The 20,256-nt window shown below is 47.3% G+C and carries 26 protein-coding genes; 19 read left to right on the top strand and 7 right to left on the bottom strand.

The features are described 5' to 3' along the window. Positions 1-66: 66 nt before the first annotated feature. Positions 67-615, top strand: coding sequence for a hypothetical protein (locus ABRS97_RS05995; protein WP_367812003.1), 549 nt, complete (start codon positions 67-69; stop codon positions 613-615). 64 nt (positions 616-679) lie between these two features. Here the strand turns inward: ABRS97_RS05995 and udk are convergent, their stop codons facing one another. Continuing rightward, positions 680-1,315 carry a uridine kinase gene (gene udk / locus ABRS97_RS05990; RefSeq protein ID WP_367812002.1) on the bottom strand — a complete coding sequence of 212 codons (636 nt, stop codon included), beginning with the start codon at positions 1,313-1,315 and terminating at the stop codon, positions 680-682. Between the two features lie 110 nt (positions 1,316-1,425). Beyond that, the gene (locus ABRS97_RS05985; protein ID WP_367812001.1) at positions 1,426-1,740 is read right to left on the bottom strand and encodes a hypothetical protein; all 315 of its coding nucleotides are present in this window, start codon (positions 1,738-1,740) and stop codon (positions 1,426-1,428) included. Between the two features lie 242 nt (positions 1,741-1,982). Between ABRS97_RS05985 and ABRS97_RS05980 the strand changes: the two genes are divergently transcribed. From ABRS97_RS05980 to ABRS97_RS05935, 10 genes are all read left to right on the top strand, one after another. Beyond that, a complete protein-coding gene (locus ABRS97_RS05980; protein ID WP_367812000.1) occupies positions 1,983-2,291 on the top strand; it encodes a hypothetical protein in 309 nt (102 codons plus the stop codon). A gap of 11 nt (positions 2,292-2,302) precedes the next feature. After that, a complete protein-coding gene (locus ABRS97_RS05975; protein WP_367812852.1) occupies positions 2,303-2,764 on the top strand; it encodes a DUF3369 domain-containing protein in 462 nt (153 codons plus the stop codon). A gap of 70 nt (positions 2,765-2,834) precedes the next feature. After that, positions 2,835-3,005 (top strand): hypothetical protein, encoded by a 171-nt coding sequence (locus ABRS97_RS05970; protein WP_367811999.1) that lies wholly within the window; start codon positions 2,835-2,837, stop codon positions 3,003-3,005. 167 nt (positions 3,006-3,172) lie between these two features. Further along, positions 3,173-4,027, top strand: a complete 855-nt coding sequence (locus ABRS97_RS05965; protein ID WP_367812850.1) for a patatin-like phospholipase family protein — start codon at positions 3,173-3,175, stop codon at positions 4,025-4,027. Positions 4,028-4,301: 274 nt separating this feature from the next. After that, positions 4,302-5,360 carry an ABC transporter substrate-binding protein gene (locus tag ABRS97_RS05960; RefSeq protein ID WP_367811998.1) on the top strand — a complete coding sequence of 353 codons (1,059 nt, stop codon included), beginning with the start codon at positions 4,302-4,304 and terminating at the stop codon, positions 5,358-5,360. Between the two features lie 25 nt (positions 5,361-5,385). Further along, positions 5,386-5,676 (top strand): thiamine-binding protein, encoded by a 291-nt coding sequence (locus tag ABRS97_RS05955; protein ID WP_367811997.1) that lies wholly within the window; start codon positions 5,386-5,388, stop codon positions 5,674-5,676. Further along, on the top strand, positions 5,676-6,443 hold the full coding sequence (locus tag ABRS97_RS05950; RefSeq protein ID WP_367811996.1) for an ABC transporter permease: 768 nt from the start codon (positions 5,676-5,678) through the stop codon (positions 6,441-6,443). Before ABRS97_RS05955 ends, ABRS97_RS05950 begins: the two co-directional genes overlap by 1 nt. An 18-nt stretch (positions 6,444-6,461) precedes the next feature. Beyond that, positions 6,462-7,238, top strand: a complete 777-nt coding sequence (locus ABRS97_RS05945) for an ABC transporter ATP-binding protein (RefSeq protein WP_367811995.1) — start codon at positions 6,462-6,464, stop codon at positions 7,236-7,238. Continuing rightward, positions 7,222-8,022 carry a TatD family hydrolase gene (locus ABRS97_RS05940; protein ID WP_367811994.1) on the top strand — a complete coding sequence of 267 codons (801 nt, stop codon included), beginning with the start codon at positions 7,222-7,224 and terminating at the stop codon, positions 8,020-8,022. The genes ABRS97_RS05945 and ABRS97_RS05940 overlap by 17 nt, the downstream gene beginning before the upstream one ends. A gap of 81 nt (positions 8,023-8,103) precedes the next feature. Next, positions 8,104-8,661 carry a DNA-3-methyladenine glycosylase I gene (locus ABRS97_RS05935; RefSeq protein WP_367811993.1) on the top strand — a complete coding sequence of 186 codons (558 nt, stop codon included), beginning with the start codon at positions 8,104-8,106 and terminating at the stop codon, positions 8,659-8,661. 64 nt (positions 8,662-8,725) lie between these two features. Here ABRS97_RS05935 and ABRS97_RS05930 read toward each other — a convergent pair whose 3' ends face one another. From ABRS97_RS05930 to ABRS97_RS05920, 3 genes are all read right to left on the bottom strand, one after another. Beyond that, a complete protein-coding gene (locus ABRS97_RS05930) occupies positions 8,726-9,028 on the bottom strand; it encodes a hypothetical protein (RefSeq protein ID WP_367811992.1) in 303 nt (100 codons plus the stop codon). Positions 9,029-9,156: 128 nt separating this feature from the next. Continuing rightward, positions 9,157-10,143, bottom strand: coding sequence for a YpdA family putative bacillithiol disulfide reductase (locus tag ABRS97_RS05925; protein WP_367811991.1), 987 nt, complete (start codon positions 10,141-10,143; stop codon positions 9,157-9,159). Positions 10,144-10,301: 158 nt separating this feature from the next. Further along, complete coding sequence (locus ABRS97_RS05920; RefSeq protein ID WP_367811990.1) at positions 10,302-10,481, bottom strand: hypothetical protein; 180 nt, start codon at positions 10,479-10,481, stop codon at positions 10,302-10,304. Positions 10,482-10,642: 161 nt separating this feature from the next. Here ABRS97_RS05920 and ABRS97_RS05915 point away from each other — a divergent pair, with 161 nt between their 5' ends. Together ABRS97_RS05915 and ABRS97_RS05910 are read left to right on the top strand one after the other, a co-directional pair. Further along, positions 10,643-11,578, top strand: a complete 936-nt coding sequence (locus ABRS97_RS05915) for a hypothetical protein (protein ID WP_367811989.1) — start codon at positions 10,643-10,645, stop codon at positions 11,576-11,578. A 128-nt stretch (positions 11,579-11,706) separates the two neighbouring features. Next, positions 11,707-12,345 carry an NUDIX hydrolase gene (locus tag ABRS97_RS05910; RefSeq protein WP_367812849.1) on the top strand — a complete coding sequence of 213 codons (639 nt, stop codon included), beginning with the start codon at positions 11,707-11,709 and terminating at the stop codon, positions 12,343-12,345. Positions 12,346-12,397: 52 nt separating this feature from the next. Here ABRS97_RS05910 and ABRS97_RS05905 read toward each other — a convergent pair whose 3' ends face one another. Together ABRS97_RS05905 and ABRS97_RS05900 are read right to left on the bottom strand one after the other, a co-directional pair. Continuing rightward, positions 12,398-12,562: a hypothetical protein gene (locus ABRS97_RS05905; protein WP_367811988.1), complete on the bottom strand. Its 165-nt coding sequence runs from the start codon at positions 12,560-12,562 to the stop codon at positions 12,398-12,400. 14 nt (positions 12,563-12,576) lie between these two features. Beyond that, complete coding sequence (locus ABRS97_RS05900; protein WP_367811987.1) at positions 12,577-12,831, bottom strand: YpbS family protein; 255 nt, start codon at positions 12,829-12,831, stop codon at positions 12,577-12,579. A 212-nt stretch (positions 12,832-13,043) separates the two neighbouring features. On the opposite strand from ABRS97_RS05900, the gene hrpB reads away from it, so the two are divergent. The 6 genes from hrpB to ABRS97_RS05870 all read left to right on the top strand — a co-directional run bounded on the left by hrpB (position 13,044) and on the right by ABRS97_RS05870 (position 20,230). Next, positions 13,044-15,530 carry an ATP-dependent helicase HrpB gene (gene hrpB / locus ABRS97_RS05895; protein ID WP_367811986.1) on the top strand — a complete coding sequence of 829 codons (2,487 nt, stop codon included), beginning with the start codon at positions 13,044-13,046 and terminating at the stop codon, positions 15,528-15,530. Positions 15,531-15,562: 32 nt separating this feature from the next. After that, a complete protein-coding gene (locus ABRS97_RS05890; RefSeq protein ID WP_367811985.1) occupies positions 15,563-16,303 on the top strand; it encodes an alpha/beta hydrolase family protein in 741 nt (246 codons plus the stop codon). Beyond that, positions 16,296-16,550 carry a hypothetical protein gene (locus ABRS97_RS05885; protein ID WP_367811984.1) on the top strand — a complete coding sequence of 85 codons (255 nt, stop codon included), beginning with the start codon at positions 16,296-16,298 and terminating at the stop codon, positions 16,548-16,550. The genes ABRS97_RS05890 and ABRS97_RS05885 overlap by 8 nt, the downstream gene beginning before the upstream one ends. Positions 16,551-16,580: 30 nt before the next feature. Continuing rightward, on the top strand, positions 16,581-17,210 hold the full coding sequence (locus tag ABRS97_RS05880) for a class I SAM-dependent methyltransferase (RefSeq protein WP_367811983.1): 630 nt from the start codon (positions 16,581-16,583) through the stop codon (positions 17,208-17,210). A 179-nt stretch (positions 17,211-17,389) separates the two neighbouring features. Further along, positions 17,390-18,481 (top strand): GntR family transcriptional regulator, encoded by a 1,092-nt coding sequence (locus ABRS97_RS05875; protein ID WP_367811982.1) that lies wholly within the window; start codon positions 17,390-17,392, stop codon positions 18,479-18,481. Positions 18,482-18,556: 75 nt separating this feature from the next. After that, positions 18,557-20,230 (top strand): ribulokinase, encoded by a 1,674-nt coding sequence (locus tag ABRS97_RS05870; RefSeq protein ID WP_367811981.1) that lies wholly within the window; start codon positions 18,557-18,559, stop codon positions 20,228-20,230. Positions 20,231-20,256 lie beyond the last annotated feature (26 nt).

Below are 20,256 nucleotides of genomic sequence, written 5' to 3'. Positions count from 1 at the left end.
GGTATGCTACAATAGAGTGCGGCGTGAAATTGTCAGATGCAAATTATTCAGCTAGAGGAGGACCTCATGGCAAAACAACAGTTGAAAGTACCCTTTGGATATGAGCCGCCTGCTCAATCTCGCAGAGGAACGCTTTTTATTTTCGAGACGTTTGAAGATTGGACAGAGGATGATGTTAACGGCATTGCGGCTTGGGCAGATAAGCGGAAATTTGTCCGTGCGATTTTCTACCCGCAGCACGAGGAAACATTGCGCAGAATGGGGATCTCATGTGAAATGCCGTATTATGCGCGTGTCAAGCTGCTGGAAAGCTTTCTGAAGCATTCGTCTTCTTTAGTAAGCTTAGATATTGATGCCTGGGAGGGGAAGAGAAAGAAGTATACCCCGCTGGACACATCTCTGAACTTTTTAACGGATAAAAACCCCGGGCCTTATTTCCTTGCAATGAGCGATCGGTACGCTAATCTGTTCGTTACCTATCCGTCATTCAAAGAGTGGATCAAGAAGGTTCGTCTAGTGATCTTAACCCGATACGAGGTTCCGCTTCATGAGAAATTTCATGCTTACGCAGACCGATGGGAAATGATAAACACTGAGAATGATACTACATCTTAATAGAAGGAAAAAAGACACTCGAACCTAAGCTGGTTGCGGAGTGTCTTTATTGTATTAAATGGCATTAACCGATTTCGTAGTCTGCCGCATGGTCTGCCATATAGCGTTCGGTTAAGATCGTCAGCATCGAAATGCCAATCTCATTCTCTCCGCCTTCCGGAATAATGATATCCGCATACTTCTTGGAAGGCTCTATGAATGCATCATGAATCGGTTTGACGGTCGTTAAATATTGATCGTAAACGGACTGCAGCGTTCTCCCACGCTCATTAATATCGCGCGTAAGCCGGCGCAGTATGCGAACATCGGGATCTGTATCAACAAACACTTTTATATTCAAAGCGCTGCGGAGCTCCTTATCGGTCAGCACATGAATACCTTCCAGTAGCACAATCGGCTTCACATCGACCCGAATCGTTTCAGGCAATCGCGCATATTGGGAGAAATCGTAAACGGGAATTTCTACGGGATTTCCTTTTCTTAATTCGCCTAAATGTTGGAGCAGCAAATCATTTTCGAAAGTATTCGGATGATCGTAATTCATGCGTTTTCGTTCTTCTAAAGTCAATTCACCATAATGATAGTAGTAATTATCTTGCGAGATTAACGTGACGTTCGTTGAACCCAATTTATTAATAATCGAACGAGCAACAGTTGTTTTCCCTGATCCGGTGCCCCCGGCTATACCAATTACAAGCATGACATGCAGTGCCTCCCCAAGTAACTAGAAACTCATCCGACTATTTTAACATAATCCCTATAAAAAATGAAAAAGCGATCAATAGTGATCGCCTCCCTGTATAAACATCATTATCGGATTTGTTTAGGGGTGTGAAACTTCTCTTGGTTAGCTTCAACGTCCTGTGAAGCCTGCGTTAATTGTTCAGAGGTTTGTTTCAGTTGTTGACCATACTCCTGAGTGAAGGTCTGTAGTTGATCCCGTGCATCTGCGACTTGTTGGTCCGCTTGTACAAGAGCGGCTTGAGCGGATTGGATCGCCTGTGGATCCGCTTTCGTGATGGCAGCTTGAAGTTTATGCTCGGCCTTCTGGGCAACAATAATAGCTGCTTCAGCGGTTTCTTCCGCATGTTTGACGGAAGCTTGATGTTGTCTGGTTTCTGTCATTGTATTTCCTCCTTGAATGTTTGTAAGTGGCTAGGAGTTTGTTGGGGGTTCGACTTTACTACAATGCTCCAATTAAGGGGAAATCATTCCTCCGGTGGGAAATTGTTTTTATTTCCTGGGCAAGCGCAAAATGTGAGGGGTCTTACTGATTTTCGACACGTATTGTCAGAAAATTCCGAATACACTTAAAGAATGAGATGGCAGATCAGATTATCCTAATCTATACGGATGGCGGTAAAGGAATGAGTGCTGAAGTTTTGGATCAAATTTTGATCCTTTTTTCACATCCAGTTTCCAAAAGAAGAGGAATCCGTGCAATGACACTAAATGATCAGACATTCGATCATGACGACGAACTGCTTTTTGCTGATGAAGAAGATACGGATTCTGTTGATGAAGCGCTGGGCGATGAAGAACCATGGGTCGTTCTCATTGTGGATGATGAGAAACAGATTCATCAAGTGACGAAGATGGTTCTGCTGGATTTTGAATTTGATCGGAGAAAACTGGAATTCCACAGCGCTTATTCGGCGCAGGGCTCACGGAGCTGACTTCGTAGAAACTGTTTACAACAGTCGTAACTGCACTGCGTTCATACCGTGATATTAAAACGATTGAGAAGAGCTGGTCAGGGCTAGAAGAAATTATTAAATCTTCGGCAACCTTGTTTGAGCTTCAATCGATGAAAAAATTCGCCTCCGGCGTGCTTACTCAAATGACTTCTAAAGGTGTAGAGGACATTTATGTTCTCGCTGCCAGTGGAGATTACGCTGCAAGCAGCGATCAAAAAGCGCGTGACGTTGTTCCACAAGAAGTTCTAGGGGAAATAGAACTCGCTTTTCATACGAAAAAGAGTACTTTTGCCGCAGCTATTATCGCCGATGTATTTGATGCTCTGTGCAGCGATCGCGTGCATAAGAAAGCGTGGGAGCTCGACCGTGTGTTTGACCTCCTTCAGACGGAGCGCGGACGCCACTTCGATCCTGTCATTGTCGATCAAGAGATGTACAAGGGGCAGCTCTAATCAAAGGCTTTCTGGCATAAAATGCGAATGACCTCCTCATACTATGGCTGAGATGACGGAGGTGAACGCAATGCCGAAAAATAGCGCCGATCCCAAAAAGGACCGTGCAGATAATCGGGCAGATTCGAAAGCCAACCAGCAGAACCATGCGCATTTTACCGAGGAAGCGCAAACACTCAGGGAGCAAAATGCCGCCGATTTCCCAGCGAGCCTGAATGGCATCACGAAGAATGTAACCTAATTGAGAAATGGCTGCTTTCCGTCGTAAAAACGATGGAAGAGCAGCCATTTTGATGAATAGACGGCAGCTTCAGATCTTCAAATTTCAGTGAAAACGGAAGAGCATTTCTTTTATTTTACATTTCCTGTATGCTAGAAAGGGGCTTGAGACAGACAGAAAGAAGGTGCATCATGGAAGGAATAGGACTCGTACTGGAAGGCGGGGGTATGCGAGGGGTCTACACCGCAGGAGTCTTGGAATACTTTATGGAACAAGATTGGTATTTTCCTTATGTGGTTGGCGTCTCGGCGGGTGCTTGCAACGCAGTTTCGTACATTGCCAAACAGCGGGGACGCAACAAACAAGTGACCATCGGATATATAGGCGATTACAGGTATTTAAGTTATCGCAATTTATTTCGATATAAGAGTATTTTTGGCATGGATTTTATTTTTAATGTGCTTCCAAACGAACTTGTTCCGTTCGATTATGATACGTTTTACAATTCATCTCAGCAGTTTGCCATAGGTACAACGGATGCTCATACGGGTAAAGCGGTCTATTACACGAAGCATCAGCTTATGCAGAACACAATGCCCATTGTGCAGGCCTCAAGCTCGCTTCCATTTGTCGCAACACCGATTCATTATGAAGGCCGGACGTTGTTTGACGGCGGATTGGTCGATCCGATTCCCGTGCAGAAATCACTTTCTGACGGGAACAAGAAGCATGTCATCATCTTGACCAAGGAGAAAGGCTACCGAAAGAGGCCATTTAAGCAAAGATGGCTGGCAAAGAGCTTTTACCCGCAATATGACGGTCTTGTTGATGTCCTCGTCAATCGCAGCGAAATTTATAATGGAACGTTGGAAATGATTGATACGATGGAACGAGAAGGCAGTGCGATTGTCATTCGTCCTTCCACGAAAGTGGTTGTCGGTCGTATGGAGAAGGATCCTCTGAAGTTGGAGGCTTTGCATGAACTCGGCTATGAGGATGCGAGGCGTATGGGGGATCAGATAAAAGAATGGCTGCTGGTCTAATTGTCTTTTGAGGTTATGCATTGCAATCGAAAGCAAGTTGATGTAAGGTAGAGACAAACCAATAAGACCCACGGGAGCTTGAGAAGTCAGGCTGAGATTGTGACCGGAACGTCACTAACCGTTTATCTGATCTGGGTAATGCCAGCGTAGAGAATTTGCACAAGTGTATGCCAACCGGAATTTTTCCGAATAGGTTTTCATTTTCTACTCACATGGCGCTCCCGGATTCCGGGGGCTTTTTCTTATGGTTCAAATAAGAGAGGGGACAACTAGAATGAAATGGACTAAAATGGCATCACTGATGATGGTTAGCGTTGCAGTTGCGTTATCCGGTTGCGGTACTCAACCTGCAAAATCGGATTCGAAATCAACGGCTGCACCTGCGGCAACGGCGGCTGCAACCACAAGCCAAACGCCAGCCAAGAAATTGACGGATATCAAAGTGGTACTGGATTGGACGCCAAATACCAACCACACAGGACTGTACGTCGCGAAAGATCAGGGTTACTTCGAACAAGAAGGCTTGAATGTTCAAATTATTCAACCTGGTGAAGGCGGTGCCGATACGATGATCGCATCCGGAGCGGCCGAATTCGGAGTCAGTTATCAGGAAGGCATTACGCAGGGTCGCATTCAAGGCGTGCCGCTTGTTTCGATTGCCGCGGTTATTCAACATAACACCTCCGGCTTTGCTTCGCCTGTAGCCAAAAACATCAAATCACCGAAGGATTTTGAAAACAAAACGTATGGCGGATGGGGCGCACCGGCTGAAAATGCGATGATTGAATCTCTAATGCAATCAGAGAAAGCAGACGCCAGCAAAGTGAAAATCGTTAATATTGGAGATGCGGATTATTTCACAGCCGTGAAGCGGGACATTGATTTTGCCTGGATTTATTATGCATGGACAGGCGTTGACGCGGAACTTCGCGGCGAGCCGCTCAATATGATTTATTTGAACAAATATTCGGATAAACTGGATTATTATACACCTGTTCTGGCGACAAGCGAGAAAATGATTAAAGAGAAGCCTGAGCTTGTAAAAGCGTTCACAGCTGCAGCTGCGAAGGGGTATCAATTCGCTATCGATAAGCCGGAAGATGCAGCGAATATTTTGATTAAAGCAGTTCCCGATCTGGACAAGAAGCTTGTGCTGGCTAGTCAGAAATGGCTCAGTCCACGGTACAAAGATGATGCGCCTCGGTGGGGCGAGCAAAAACTCAGCGTTTGGGAAAACTATGCGAATTGGATGCTGGAGCATAAGCTGCTAGAGAAAAATCTTGAAGTGGACAAGGCGTTCACGAATGATTTCTTGCCTGCCGCATCGAAATAATTGCGTGTAAAAGGAGATATGTCCAATGGCTAATGCACTGGTTAGTATCCAGATTATCCCGAAAACGAAAAACAACGAGGATGTCATCCCTTATGTCGATCGCGCGATCGAAGTTATCGCCAAGTCAGGCGTTAAGCACATTGTCAATCCGCTTGAGACGACAATGGAAGGGGAGCTTGACCAACTGCTTGCGATCGTTAAGGAAATGAATGAAGCGATGATCGAAATGGGAAGCCCGAATGTAATCTCCCAAGTGAAAATTTATTTTAACCCGTCGGGCGCGTCCATGGACAAGCTGACAGAGAAGTATAGATAATGAAACAGCAGCGCTGGTATAAAGCAGGATGGCCACCTATTATTGTGGTCATCCTTGTGCTGCTTATATGGCAGCTTGCCGTGACTTGGGGGAATACGGCAAGTTGGTTATTGCCAAGCCCGTTTAAGATTATGACGGACGGCACGACGGATCTTCCGCGTGTTTGGATACATACACTGGCGACGAGCCGCATTATGTTAATTGGCTTTGGTACGGGTGTTAGTGTGGGGATTTTAGTAGCGAGTTTGCTTCATTTGGTTCCAGGATTTAAAGCGGGCTTTTATCCGCTTCTTATTTTATCGCAAAATGTACCGACAATCGCACTAGGTCCGCTTCTTATTATTTTATTTGGCTTCGGCATTCTTCCTAAAATTATTTTAATTTCTTTGGTCTGCTTTTTTCCCGTAGCGATGGCCACACTGGATGGATTCATGCAAACAGACAGGAATATGTACAATTACATGCAGATGCTAGGGGCAAGCAGGCAGCAAATTTTCTATAAGCTAGAGCTTCCGCACGCTTTACCGTTCCTCTTCTCAGGTCTGAAAATATCAGCGACGTACAGTGTGATGGGTGCGGTAATTGCGGAATGGCTGGGCAGTGGCGAAGGGCTTGGCTATTACATGATCTTGCAGAAATCCTCGTTCCGGGCAGATCGCGAATTCGTTGCGATTATCATCATTGTCAGTTTGAGCTTGTTGTTCTTTTGGCTTATTGCGGGACTTGAGAAGCTGGTGATCCGCTGGAATGCGAAACGTTCGTCGTAAAAGGAGAAGGCTGCGTATATGAGTAAATTAGAGCTTCGGGGCATTCATCATTCTTTCCCTGTGAAAAAGCAAATAGTGCCAGTGCTTTCAAATATCTCTTTACATGTGAATGATGGCGAATTTGTTTCTATTATCGGCCCGTCGGGCAGTGGAAAAAGCACCTTGTTTCACATCGTTGGCGGTCTTATTCCCCCTACTGCGGGGGAGGTGTGGTTGAATGGCGCGAATGTAACCGGGAAAAAAGGCATGATCAGCTATATGCCGCAGCAACCGGCGCTGTTTCCCTGGCGCTCCATAGAATCCAATGTTGTTATTGCTATGGAGGTTGCAGGCGAATCCAGAGCCAGAGCGCTTGAAAAAGCAAGAGAATGGCTGCCCAAAGTTGGCCTTGGCGGGTATGAGAATGAACTGCCGCATGTTCTGTCAGGAGGTATGCAGCAGCGGGTATCCTTTTTGCGAGCTTTGCTGAGTCCACAAGAGCTTATGTGTTTGGACGAGCCATTTGGCTCGCTGGATGCACTAACTCGCCTTGATATGCAGGCGTGGTTGCTAAATATATGGGAACAGAACAAACGGTCCATTTTGTTTGTGACGCATAGTATTGAAGAGGCCTTGTTTCTATCGGATCGGATTTATGTGTTATCGAATAAACCGTCCACCGTGTTGGAAGAACTGACGATTCCATTCGCTCGGCCCCGTCAAGAGGCGGTTCTGCATGAGCCTGAGTTTCAAACCATGCGCCTACATATACAAGCGCTGCTGCGTAAGGAGATCAGTTATGATCAGAAGCATTGATGCCCATATTCATTTGGATATGTATGACGAATCGAAGGCAAGAGCCATACTTTCAGAATTGTCGGAATGCCATATACAGGGACTGATTGCTGTTTCTAGGCATTTGGATTCGTGCGAAGTGACGAAGAGGCTGAGAGAAGCGGCACCGGACCGAGTGTTTGCTGCGTATGGATATCATCCGGAGCAATCGCTGCCAGATGAGAGACAGCTTCTTGAATTGGTGAGTTGGATTGAAAAACATGCGGGCCAAATGGCCGCAATCGGTGAAATTGGCTTGCCCTACTACATGCGGCAGGAAGCTGGGATGAAAGGGCAAGTATTCGATCTGGAAGCCTATATCAAGCTGCTGGATCGCTTTCTTGGTCTTGCCGCTCGCTTGCAAAAGCCTGTCGTCCTGCACGCAGTGTATGAAGATGCTGATATCGTATGTGACTTGCTTGAGAAACATGGGATTGCGAAGGCTCATTTCCATTGGTTCAAGGGTGCGGATTTGACGATTCGTCGAATGATAAGTTCCGGCTATTATATCTCGATTACGCCAGATGTGTTGTACGAAGAAGAAATTCAGTCGCTTGTAAGGCGATATCCGATAGAGCAGATGATGGTCGAAACCGATGGTCCATGGTCATTTGAAGGCCCTTATGCAGGGCAGGAAACGCATCCGCGTATGATTCATGAAGTGATTGCACAGATAGCGCGGCTGCAATCAATACCCGTAGACATGGCGGCACGTATTCTTTGCCATAATACGATCCAGTTCTATGAGATCCCATCGTATGCATAGAGGCAGCTAGACTTCTGTACAGACAGCCTTTATAATAGAAAGAGAACTTATGTTCGATTATAAAAAAGGCGGGTGTAGAAGATGACAACAAGATGCGGCTGGGTCAATTCAGATCCTTTGTATATAGATTACCATGATCATGAATGGGGCGTCCCCATACATGATGACCGCCATCTATTCGAGATGCTCAATTTGGAAGGGGCGCAAGCGGGCCTAAGTTGGTATACGATTCTCAAGAAACGTGAACATTACCGCGAGGCTTTCGATCACTTTGATCCGCAGTTAATTGCGGATTATAACGATAATAAACTAACTGAGCTGCTGCAGAATCCCGGAATTGTTCGCAATCGGCTGAAGGTTGCGGCTGTTGTTCAGAACGCCAAGGCATTTCTCCAAGTCCAACGAGAGTTTGGCAGCTTTGATCGCTATATCTGGGGGTTCGTGGGCGGAGAGCCACTTTTTAATCACTGGGACGAATTAAGCCAGGTGCCTGCAAAGACCGAACAATCGGATGCGATGAGCAAAGACTTGAAGAAGCGTGGCTTCAAATTCGTGGGATCTACGATTTGCTATGCGTATATGCAAGCAACAGGGATGGTTAATGATCATACCAAAGCTTGTTTCCGATATATCAAATAACTAGCCATATAAAAAGCGCGCCCCAAATGGACATTTGTCTGCTTGAGGCGCTTTTTTGTTTCACTTAAGCATATTGCAGTTGCTTCTCTTGCAGGTTCACTTTAATTAGGTGGATTCGTTTGCGAATGTAAAAATCGTATACCGCACCCGTCAATTCCCGAGGCTTAATCTTATTGTTCGTATCGTTGTCAATAATCGTGACAGATCCATCATCATAAAACTTAAAGGTATAATCACAAAAATGGCTGTGGGTCTCATCCAAAAGTTCGTTAATCTGATTAGGCAGAAGAGAGTCAGCATTACATAATGCCTTCTGGTACCAATAATCTCGCTCAATAAAACGGAAATTGTGACTTGTATTCATCATGTAAACTACCTCCTTCATCAAATGGGAACATTTGTTTGTAATTTCATTATAACAAACACTTGTTCGTAATGGAAGAGGAAATTCGAGAAAATGGAAAAAATATGCGTAAAAAAACGAACCTCCGTCGGTTAGATCGGCGATTCGTTTTTCGAGCAAATATGTTTCGTTATAGCAACGCCATGCATGCGTCCTGTTTCAATAAAAATTTCGTTGGCATCGTACTTCGATGAAGCGACTACGCCGGCTACATAAATTCCTTCAATGTTCGTTTCCATTGTCTCAGGATGAACAACCGGAGCGCCGTTCTCCTCATGGATTGCCACACCTAGTGAAGTTAAGAGTTTGCGATCCGGTCGGAAGCCGGTTAAGGCGAGTACAAAGTCATTCTCGAGAGCAGCTTGTTCGCTGCCTCTTCGGACGATTACTGCGTGCTCCTCGATACGTTCAACTTGTGAATCGAACCACATTTGAATCCGCCCCTTATTCACCATGCTCTCGAAGATAGGCCGAACCCAAGGTTTGATATTTGCTGAAAAATGGCTGCCGCGGTAAATGACAGTCACCTCAGCACCGACTCTCAATAAATCCATTGCTGCATCAACAGCTGAGTTGTTGCCGCCGATGATAGCGACCTTTTGACCGCTGTAAGGATGAGCTTCTTTGTAATAATGGGTCACTTTAGGCAATTCTTCGCCAGGTATTCCCAGCATATTTGGATGATCGAAATAACCAGTTGCAATGACAACATAACGGGTGGGGTAAGAGCCCTTTTTGCCGAATTGGTCCTCGGTGTGAACCCTATAGCCACCAGCTATACGTTCAATATGGACAACTTCTTCATAGGAATGGATGCGAAGCTGCTCGCGGCGAGCAACTTCGCGATAGTAGACCAGAGCTTCTTGGCGGTAAGGTTTATCATGCGGTGTTGTAAAAGAGTAATCACCGATTTCCAATAGCTCCGGCGTGCTGAAAAATTGTAAATAAGTCGGATATAAGTAGATGGAGTGCACGATGCTTCTTTTTTCTATGAGCAAGGGAGATAAGCCTGCGCGCTGCAAAGCAACAGCTGCTGATAAACCGCAAGGGCCTGCTCCAATGACGATAACTTGTTCCACGGTCGTAACCTCCTTCGGGAAAGTCCTTGGAAATTTCCTCATTCCATACTATCGTATGGGGAGGGATATGCCAAGTTAAACAGACCGTGACAAAGAGCAGCCAGCTTCTCCTTGATAGGAAAACCAGACTGCTCAAAAAGGGGCAAGTCAATTTTAATTTATTTTTGGTTTAATTGATGGCCTTCATCACTTTCGCTTATATCGTCTTCGGCGATATTGACAGGTGTCGTGTTTGGGGCATTTTCCAAGGTGTCATTCACAAATTCCATATCTTGATTTTCAGCACTCATATTAGCACTGCCTGTGTAATTACCCGCGTGTTTTTGGTTTTCAACCATGTTGCTCATCCTTTCTCATGGGGAAGTTAAAGGTTCAGTCTTTAACATGTGCGCCCAAACCTCTTTTTATTCTAAGTCACCCATAAAAAGGGAAAGATCTGAAACTTGCATGACGAACGAACGTCTAAATAATGAGGTTCCAGTGAGAGGAGGATGTGAGGATGATTCAAAAACTGACCCAACAATTAGCCGCAGCCAAAGAAAAAGGGCGCCTGCAGAAAGTATGGATGGAGCGTTTGGACGATCTTGAAAAAGAGCTTAACAGACAGAAGCAACACATCACCCTATTGGAAAATCAGCTTCGTCAGGAAGAGAAAGATGTCGCAAGACTGAAAGGAAGCACGTTTACCAGTTTTTTGTATGGCTTACTCGACAAAAAGCAAAAAAAGCTGGCTGCCGAAGAAAAAGAACTGTTGGAAGCGAAGTTTAGATATGATGAAGCCATTCATCAAAAAGTCGATATTCGGAATCAAATCAGTGAAATAAAAGAAAAACTCGATACAATCCGTTTCTGGGACTTGGAAGTGAATGAGTTAACGAAAAAAATAGAAGCTCATATCCATACGTATGATTCTGGGAAAAGCCAACAATTGAAATCACTTGCCGACATTCAAGTGAATGTTGAGGGGCAGGTTCAAGAACTCCACGAAGCTATGTCGGCTGGAAAAACAGTAGCCGGCCAGCTGGCACAAGCTCTAGAAATATTGACTTCCGCCCGCAATTGGGGCAAGTTTGACATTTTAGGGGGAGGTATTCTTTCCACTCATATCAAAAATGAGAAAATCGATGAGGCGATGAATCACATTCGTTTCGCGAGAAGCAGTTTAAGCCGGTTCCAGAAGGAACTTTGCGATGTGCGGGTAACGCTTGATATGGATATCAACATCAGCGACTTCCTTCGGTTCTCCGATTATTTTTTTGATGGCTTTATAAGCGATTGGCTTGTTCAAGATAAGATAAACGCTACAATCTCACAGATTGAGAACAAACTTCGCGAGGTCAATCGAATAAGGAATGCGTTAGAACAACGATACCATACGCTACAATTAGCTGTGGCTGAAACGAAACGAGAGTATGATTCTGTTCTTAGCGAATAGCGACATGTTGCGTTATAATGTAGCTGAGCGTTGGGTAAAGGAAGTCAGCCAGTTTCAAGAAATAGATCTAACGGTTTTTCTATAAGGAAGCGTGGACATAAGGCTGAAGGGAGCAAATGAACCTCGTGATGAAGTCAGAAGAGAAGTTTGACATCTATGATGAGCAAATGAATTGGCAGGGAGTCGCGCCTCGATCAGAAGTGCATGCAAAAGGTCTGTGGCACCGCACATTTCAATGCTGGATCGTCAGCTGTGAGTCCGCTGATCCCGTTCTATTGTTGCAATTAAGATCGCCGGATAAAGATTTATTTCCCAATTTGCTTGACATTTCATCTGCCGGACATTTAGCGGCTGGCGAAGAAGTTCGTGATGGGGTCAGAGAGTTGGAGGAGGAGCTTGGGCTTAAAGTCGACTTCGGAGATTTGATTGCATGCGGCTTGTTTACGAAAGAGGATTTCATTTCGGAGCAGCTGATCGATCGTGAATTTTGCCATGTATTTGTTTACAGATGCGATCAACCATTGGATGCTTATAAGCTGCAGCCTGAAGAGGTTAGCGGTATTTATGCAGTGAATGTAAAGGCATTCGAACAATTGATACATGGACAAACCGTTTCTATCGAGGGGGAAGGGGTTCAATTAATGGACAATGGCCAACTAGTCGCTACAAGGAAGCTCATCTCGCTTTCCGAACTGGTACCGCATCCGGCTGCCTACTACGAACTTCTGTTCCAGACACTGCGGAAGCACAATTGGATAAGCGCCTAAACGAAAAAAGAACCGAGGCGGTCATTCCGCACGGCTCTTTCAGACGGATAGCTTACACGAAGTACTTGTTAGCTATATAGGCATAACCGATGTAACAAACGATGGAAAGCACTATGAACAGAATGCCAAGTGCAAATTTACGCTTGAATAGAAGCAGGAAGCCTGCGCTGAATGCTGATCCCATGATCAACATGGAAATAAAAGTTAAAATCCCCATCGAACGGTTTCTCCTTACCCTTTGTTAACGTAATCACGCACCATGTCCTCAGTTACATACGAACGAAGCGGAGATATGCCTTGTTTGGCATGGGCGATGATTTGGGCGGTAATGGCGTTGATGGAATCAACTGAGAAAGGAAGACCGCGTCGGCAAAGATTGACACAAGCATCGATCGCTTGCTCACGCTGCTCTTCCAGTTCTGCGAATCGAACCAAATGAAGGTGCTGCCCAGTAGAATGCTTCGTTATCGCTTCATGTACATTCATGTTAATATTCTCCTTTAGTGACCAGTTTCTCATCTAGTATACACGATTGTGCGGGCTTGGAACAGGCTTGGGTAAGGAATTCGACAACTTCGGCGAGAACACTTTGGCTATTTATTTTCAGTATTCCTGTCATTAATGAAGTGGAAAGGGTAAAATGAACGGTGTTCCGCAAGCTGTCCAATAATCGATAGAAATACCGGAGTAGACAATTTATGAAATCATTACCGATTGAATCGGTTTTACCGGAATTAAAACAAGCGCTGCTTCACCATCGATGTGCCGTATTAGTTGCAGAACCCGGTGCTGGTAAAACGACCCAAGTCCCCTTAGCGCTGCTTGATGAACCATGGCTGCAGGGTCAGAGAATTATAATGCTGGAACCGCGGAGATTAGCGGCCCGTGCTGCGGCCCGGTATATGGCAGGCCGACAAAAGGAGCAGGTGGGGCAAACGATAGGTTATCGCGTCAAAAACGATACCAAAGTGGGAGCGCATACCCGTATTGAGGTGATTACAGAGGGAGTGCTTACGCGGATGCTGCAGCATGACCCTGCACTGGAAGGGGTTGGCGTTGTTATATTCGATGAGTTCCACGAGCGGAGTTTACATGCAGATCTGGGACTCGCCTTATGTAGGCAAAGCCAAACCCTGCTCCGAGAAGATTTGCGCATTGTTGTGATGTCTGCAACCCTTGAGGCCAAGCCTGTTGCGGCTGTGCTGGATGATGCACCGGTTATTTACAGCGAAGGGCGAGCCTTCCCGGTAGCCACACACTATCTTGATCGCAAGGTGGAGGGGAAAATAGAGCCTGCTGTTGTGAAAAGCATCCAGCATGCTCTTCAGCATCATGAAGGCAGTTTGCTTGTTTTCTTGCCTGGTGCGGCAGAAATTCGTCGTGTCGAAGCTGCTCTTCGTGCTCAGGTCAGTAAAGACGTGGGAATCGCGCCGCTTTATGGGAATCTTGCTCAGGAAGCTCAAGATCAGGCCTTAACTGCCTGCCCGCCAGGCATGCGGAAAGTCGTTTTAGCGACTTCCATTGCAGAAACGAGCTTGACTGTAGAAGGGGTCACCGTCGTTATCGACAGCGGGCTCATGCGTGTTCCGCGGTTCTCGCCCCGAACGGGCATGTCGCGCCTAACGACAGTGCCCGTTTCAGCGGCCTCTGCGGATCAGCGCAGAGGCCGGGCTGGCCGGCTCGGTCCAGGCGTGTGCTACCGCCTGTGGACCGAGCAAGAGCAGCGGCAGCTGCCGGCGAGCGGCACGCCGGAGATCCGCGAAGCGGATCTCGCGTCGCTGGCGCTGGAGCTGGCCGCCTGGGGGGTGACGGACCCCGCTGCGCTGGTCTGGCTCGACCCGCCGCCTGCTGCTGCTTACCAGCAGGCGCGGGAACTGCTTGTGCAGCTCGGCGCGCTGCGCGAAGACGGCGGCCTTACGCCGCACGGCAGGCGCATTGCGGAGCTGGGCCTGCACCCGAGGCTTGCGCACATGGTGCTGCAAGCCATGCCGCTTGAGCTAGGCGCGATGGCGTGCGAGCTCGCCGTGATGCTGAGCGAGCGCGATTTCATGCGCGCTGCGAAGGATCGCGATGCGGATGTGCGCACCCGCATCGAAGTGCTCTGGCACGCTGCCGGGCAGGAGCAGCGCGAGGGCGTTGACCTTGTCTTGTGCAGCCGCATTGCGGCCGAAGCCAAGGCGCTGCAGATCTCGCTCGGCATTCGGCCGAGCGGTAAGGAAAAGGCAGACGCGAGCGGTTTGCTGCTCGCGTTCGCCTACCCCGATCGTATCGCACAGCGGCGATCGACCGGACGTTTCCTGCTCAGCAGCGGGCGAGGAGCCGTGCTGCCGGAGCTGCAAACACTTTCGAACGAGCGATACCTCGCAGCAGCAGAACTGGATGATCACGGCGTTGACAGCCGGGTGTATCTGGCTGCTCCCGTTCAGGAAGATGAGCTACTGCGCATATTTGAAGATCGGTTGACAAGGGAGCAAGAGGTTAAGTGGGATCACGAGACCCAATCTGTCAAAGCCAGACAACGAGTGAGGCTTGGGGCCTTGACGCTAAAAGAAGGCGTACTGGGGGAGCCGCCGCCTGAACAGTTGCTGGAAGCACTGATAGTGGGAATAAGGGCAGAATCGTTGGAAGTGCTGCCGTGGTCTCGCAGCAGCAGGCAGCTTCAGCAGCGCATCTCATTTTTGAATTGGTTTGACGGCACTTGGCCGGATATGAGTGAATCCGCATTGCTTGCGGGGTTGGAAGATTGGCTGGGTCCCCACCTGTATGGCATGAAGAGCAGAGGGGATCTCCAGCGTCTTAAGCTAGCTGATATTATTGAAGAAATGCTGAGCTGGGAGCAGCGGAGATGGCTGGACGAAATGGCGCCTACACATATGCAAGTGCCAAGCGGATCACGAATCCCGATTGACTATAGCAATAGCGAGTCACCTACATTGTCTGTGAGATTGCAAGAAATGTTCGGCCTGGCAGAAACGCCTCGAATTGCTAGGGGTAGAGTGCCGCTAACTCTTCACTTGCTTTCGCCAGCCCAGCGTCCCGTTCAGGTGACGAAAGATTTGGCCAGCTTTTGGCGCAATGCGTATTTTGAAGTCAAGAAAGATCTGAAAGGCCGTTACCCCAAACACTACTGGCCGGAAGATCCTATGGCTGCGTTACCAACCCATCGAGCAAAGCCGCGCACATAAATGTATACCGTAGAGAGGATTAGAGGCCAATCATGAAGCCGCTAGTGAAAGAGCGAATTTTCATATACATATCTGCTGGCTATGCAACGGCCCCTAACTTTTTACACGTGTTTGAAAGTGAATTGGCAAGACGTTTTGAAGGAGCGGGTTGGAGTCCTGAGGTGGTTGTGCAATTTCCTTATGGAGATTGGACAAGAAAAGGCCGGTTGCAGTTGCATGAAATCGGAAGCGATATTTGGTTTGCAACTCGTCCGAGACGTTCCCGATATGGAGGGAAGAGATTATTTAATGTGATCTCTCAGGAACGCTTACCCGAAGATCGCCTGCTCCTGATCGGACATAGCGGAGGAGCTGTGGCTTCAGTCCAAGCTGCCGAGCAGTTGCAACAAGCGGGAAGTCAGATCATCGGCGTCGTCCAAATCGGATCTCCCAGATGCACTGTTCCTGTCTCGTTACAAGAGAAAGTTCTTTACCTGAGGGGTGTTAATCCGTTAGGAAGATCGATAGATCCTGTTCCTCTTATCGGCTCCTGGGGAGGTTGGGAGCGAAGCCGTTTTGGCGGCTTGCGTTGGAATAGCTTGAAATTTGCACCCGTCTATCGAGAGACATTGTCCATTGTGGGAGGACATGCAGACTATTTTAGAGACCATGACCCTTATGTGTTGAATGGAACAAGCAACTTGCAGCTAACGATGAGTGCGATATGGAGTTGGCTGAAAAATAGGGATTTGATAGGCAATAAACTAGATGAAAAGGAAGATGAACATGATTGAAGTTATCAAAGCCGCTATGGAGTACAGCAAAGAAGATGGTTATTTAGGGCATGTAGAGTTTACTGTAGAAGGACATCCACTCCCTTACGAAATCACCCTGCAAAGCAAAACGCGTAAAGATTGGAGCTATGCTTTGAATTTTTCCAAAGAATCGGGTAAAGAGGAAGATATTGAAGCGGTTGAAGAGTTATTGGAAGAAGACGAATATTTCGATCAGTTGGTTGAGGCTGCTGAGAAGACACTCTAGCATTCAATCCTGTTAAGAGGAGAGGTGCCCTTGGACACACAAGTCAAACAAATTCTAAAAAAAAGCTATGACCAACAAGCAGAGCAGAGGGATAGAAGTGAAGTTGAACTGTGGAAAGTATCGGAAATGGATCGCTTTCTGAGCAGACTGCGAACTGGCGATCAGGGGAAGAAGATTTTGGATCTCGGGAGCGGTCCTGGACATCAAGCGGCGTATTTACAGAAGAATGGTTGTGACGTTACTTGTATCGATCTTTCTGAGGAAATGGTGCGCATTTGCCAGGGGAAAGGGCTTGAAGCGTTTGCCATGGATTTTTTCCAATTAGAGCTGGAACCTGTCTCCTATGATGCGATTTGGACGATGAATGCTCTGCTTCATGTACCGAAAACCAGCTTGAATCAGGTACTGGTGCAAATAGATCGCGTATTGAAGCCGGAAGGATTCATCTATTTGGGCATATATGGCGGATACGAGAGCGAAGGCATTTGGGAGGAAGACAGTTATCGGCCACAACGTTTTTTCGCTTTTTATGAGAATGAACACCTATTGCGAATCGTTAGCGAGATGTTCGAGGTTGAACAGTTTGATCTTCTTCCTATGGCAGGCATGACCGTCGATTACCAAGCCATCATAGCTAGAAAAAAACAGCTGAGCCCGTGAAGTCACGGGTTTTTGTTGCGTGTTTAGTCAGATCTTGATTTACTAGATCCCTTGACCCACAATTCTCTACGGATGAAGATATTACCGACCTCTCTGAGCGAATGGGATCGCCAAAAATATGTACATACAAGTTAGTCGAATGCTATAATACCTACAGAATCAGAAGCCCGAGGTGAATCATGAAAGAAAAGCAAATGCCCAAGTACTTGCAGCTAAAACAGGAGATTTTATCATGGCTCCATGCCGGTAAGTTGAAACCTGACGATCAAATGCCGTCAGAAAATGAAATCGCGGAGCAATTTCAAATGAGTCGGCAGACGGTTCGTCAAACGTTTGGTGAGCTTGAGCAAGAAGGCTGGCTCTACCGCGTCCAAGGAAAGGGTACGTTCGTTTCGACACCCCAAACTCAAAAAGGCCGAGATGTTCAAATCATCGGGATCCTGACAACTTATATATCAGATTATATATTTCCGCATATCGTTCGCGGCGCTGAAGCGGCTTTGCGAAGCAGAGGATACAGGCTGCTGCTCTCCAGCACAGATAACGATAAGGAAAAAGAGAAGGAAAGTCTCCATATGATGATGAGCCAGCCCTTGAGCGGACTTATCATTGAACCGACTAAAAGTGCGGAAGGCAATCCGAATTTAAGCTATTATTTATCGCTGGACTATCAAAATATTCCTTATTTGATGATCAATGAACGTTACCCGGAAATGAATTGTCCCTCGTTGCTCGTGGATGATGAGGAGGGCGGCTATTTGGCTGCGCAGCATTTAATCGAGCTTGGGCACCGCCGGATTGCCGGTTTTTTCAAGACGGATGATCTGCAGGGCGTCAATCGGCTGAAGGGCTTTATCCGTGCGCACCGCGACAAGCAAATTCCGCTGTCCCCTGATTTTGTTATTCATTATACGACGGAAGAAAAGAAAGATAAGCCTTATGCAAGCACTATAACGATGTTGGGGCAAGATGAGGAAGCAAGACCGACGGCTTTCGTTTGTTATAATGATGAATTGGCCGTTCACTTACTTGAAGCTGTACGTACATTAGGGTTGCAGGTCCCTCAGGACGTTTCTTTGGTCGGATTCGATGATTCCTCGCTTGCTACTGCGACTGAGGTGAAATTAACGACACTTACCCATCCGAAAACAGCGCTCGGAGCCGATGCGGCGGAGCTTTTAATCGATATGATCGAAAATAAATCGAGTCTGCTGGAGGGCAAGGTGTATAAACCGGAACTTATTATACGTGATTCTACCCAGCGAATTTGAGGATGTAAAATTACACTAGCCAACTTGTATGTACAAGTGCTATACTGTGGGTAGAAACGATAAAGGAGGCTTCCCATGTCCAAAAAATATGCCATTGGCGTTGACTATGGAACGGAGTCTGGTCGTGCGGTGCTCGTCGATTTGAGCGACGGTACCGAAGTTGCTGACCATGTAACCCCTTACCCACACAATGTAATTGATGAAAAGCTGCCTGTTTCCGGAATTAAGCTTGAATACGACTGGGCTTTGCAGCATCCTCAGGATTATATCGATGTGCTCACGCGATCCGTTCCTGCTGTCATGCAAGCTTCAGGCGTGAATCCTGCAGACGTAATCGGTCTTGGTATTGATTTCACAGCGTGTACGATGCTTCCGATTGATGAACAAGGCCAACCGCTTTGTTTTCAATCTGAGCTGAAAGATAATCCGCATAGTTGGGTGAAGCTTTGGAAGCATCACGCTGCGCAGGATGAAGCGAATCTCATTAATGAAATTGCAGCAGCAAGAGGGGAAGCGTTCCTTCCACGGTATGGCGGCAAAATTTCTTCCGAATGGATGATCGCCAAGGTTTGGCAAATCTTGAATGAAGCGCCGGACATTTACGATCAAGCGGATCGCTTTCTGGAAGCGACAGACTGGGTTGTTTCACAAATGATCGGAGAGGTTGTACGTAACAGTTGTACAGCGGGCTATAAATCAATCTGGCACAAGCAGGAAGGTTATCCGAGCAAAGCGTTTTTCAAAGCATTGGATCCTCGGCTTGAGGATGTAATTGAAACGAAACTGCGCGGCGATGTTGTTGCGCTTGGAACGAAAGCCGGAGAACTCACAGAGCCGATGGCGAAGATGATGGGACTAGTGGCTGGCACTGCGATTGCGGTTGGTAACGTTGATGCGCATGCTGCCGTGCCTGGCGTGGGCGTGGTCTCTCCGGGGAAACTGGTCATGGCGATGGGGACTTCCATTTGTCACATGCTGCTTGGCACAGAAGAAAAAGAAGTTGAGGGCATGTGCGGTGTTGTAGAGGACGGTATCATCCCTGGGTATTTGGGCTATGAAGCGGGTCAGTCGGCAGTCGGCGATATTTTCGCCTGGTATGTTGAGCAAGGTGTTCCTGCTTATGTACAGCAAGCGGCGGAGCAGGAAGGTGTGAATGTGCACGAGTGGCTGGAACGTCATGCATCCGCTTACAAACCTGGCGAGACAGGTCTTCTCGCGCTGGATTGGTGGAACGGCAATCGTTCGGTGCTCGTCGATACGGAGCTGAATGGTTTGATTATTGGCTATTCGTTGCTGACGAAGCCGGAAGAGATTTACCGGACGCTGCTGGAAGCAACCGCATTCGGAACGCGGAAAATCGTCGACGCCTTCCATCATAATGGCGTTAAAGTCGATGAGCTTTACGCTTGCGGCGGACTTCCGCAAAAAAATCGCCTGCTTATGCAGATTTACGCAGACGTTACGAATCGCGAAATCAAAATCGCCGATTCGAAGCAAACGCCTGCCCTCGGCGCGGCGATGTTCGGGGCTGTAGCGGCAGGCGCCTCCAAAGGCGGCTACGACAGCATTGTGGATGCGGCGCAGAAGATGGCGCGCGTGCGGAAAGAAACGTTCAAACCGATTCCGGAGAACGTTGCGGTTTATGAACAGCTGTACCAAGAATACAGCAAGCTGCACGATTATTTCGGACGCGGCGAGAATGACGTGATGAAGCGTCTTCGTTCGATTCGCGAGGAAGCTCGCCATTAATTTGACGTTATTTTTGTTCATATACA

Source organism: Paenibacillus tabacirhizosphaerae (assembly GCF_040812395.1).
Taxonomy (GTDB): Bacteria; Bacillota; Bacilli; order Paenibacillales; family NBRC-103111; genus Paenibacillus_E.
This window is presented reverse-complemented; position numbering and strand designations above follow the sequence as displayed.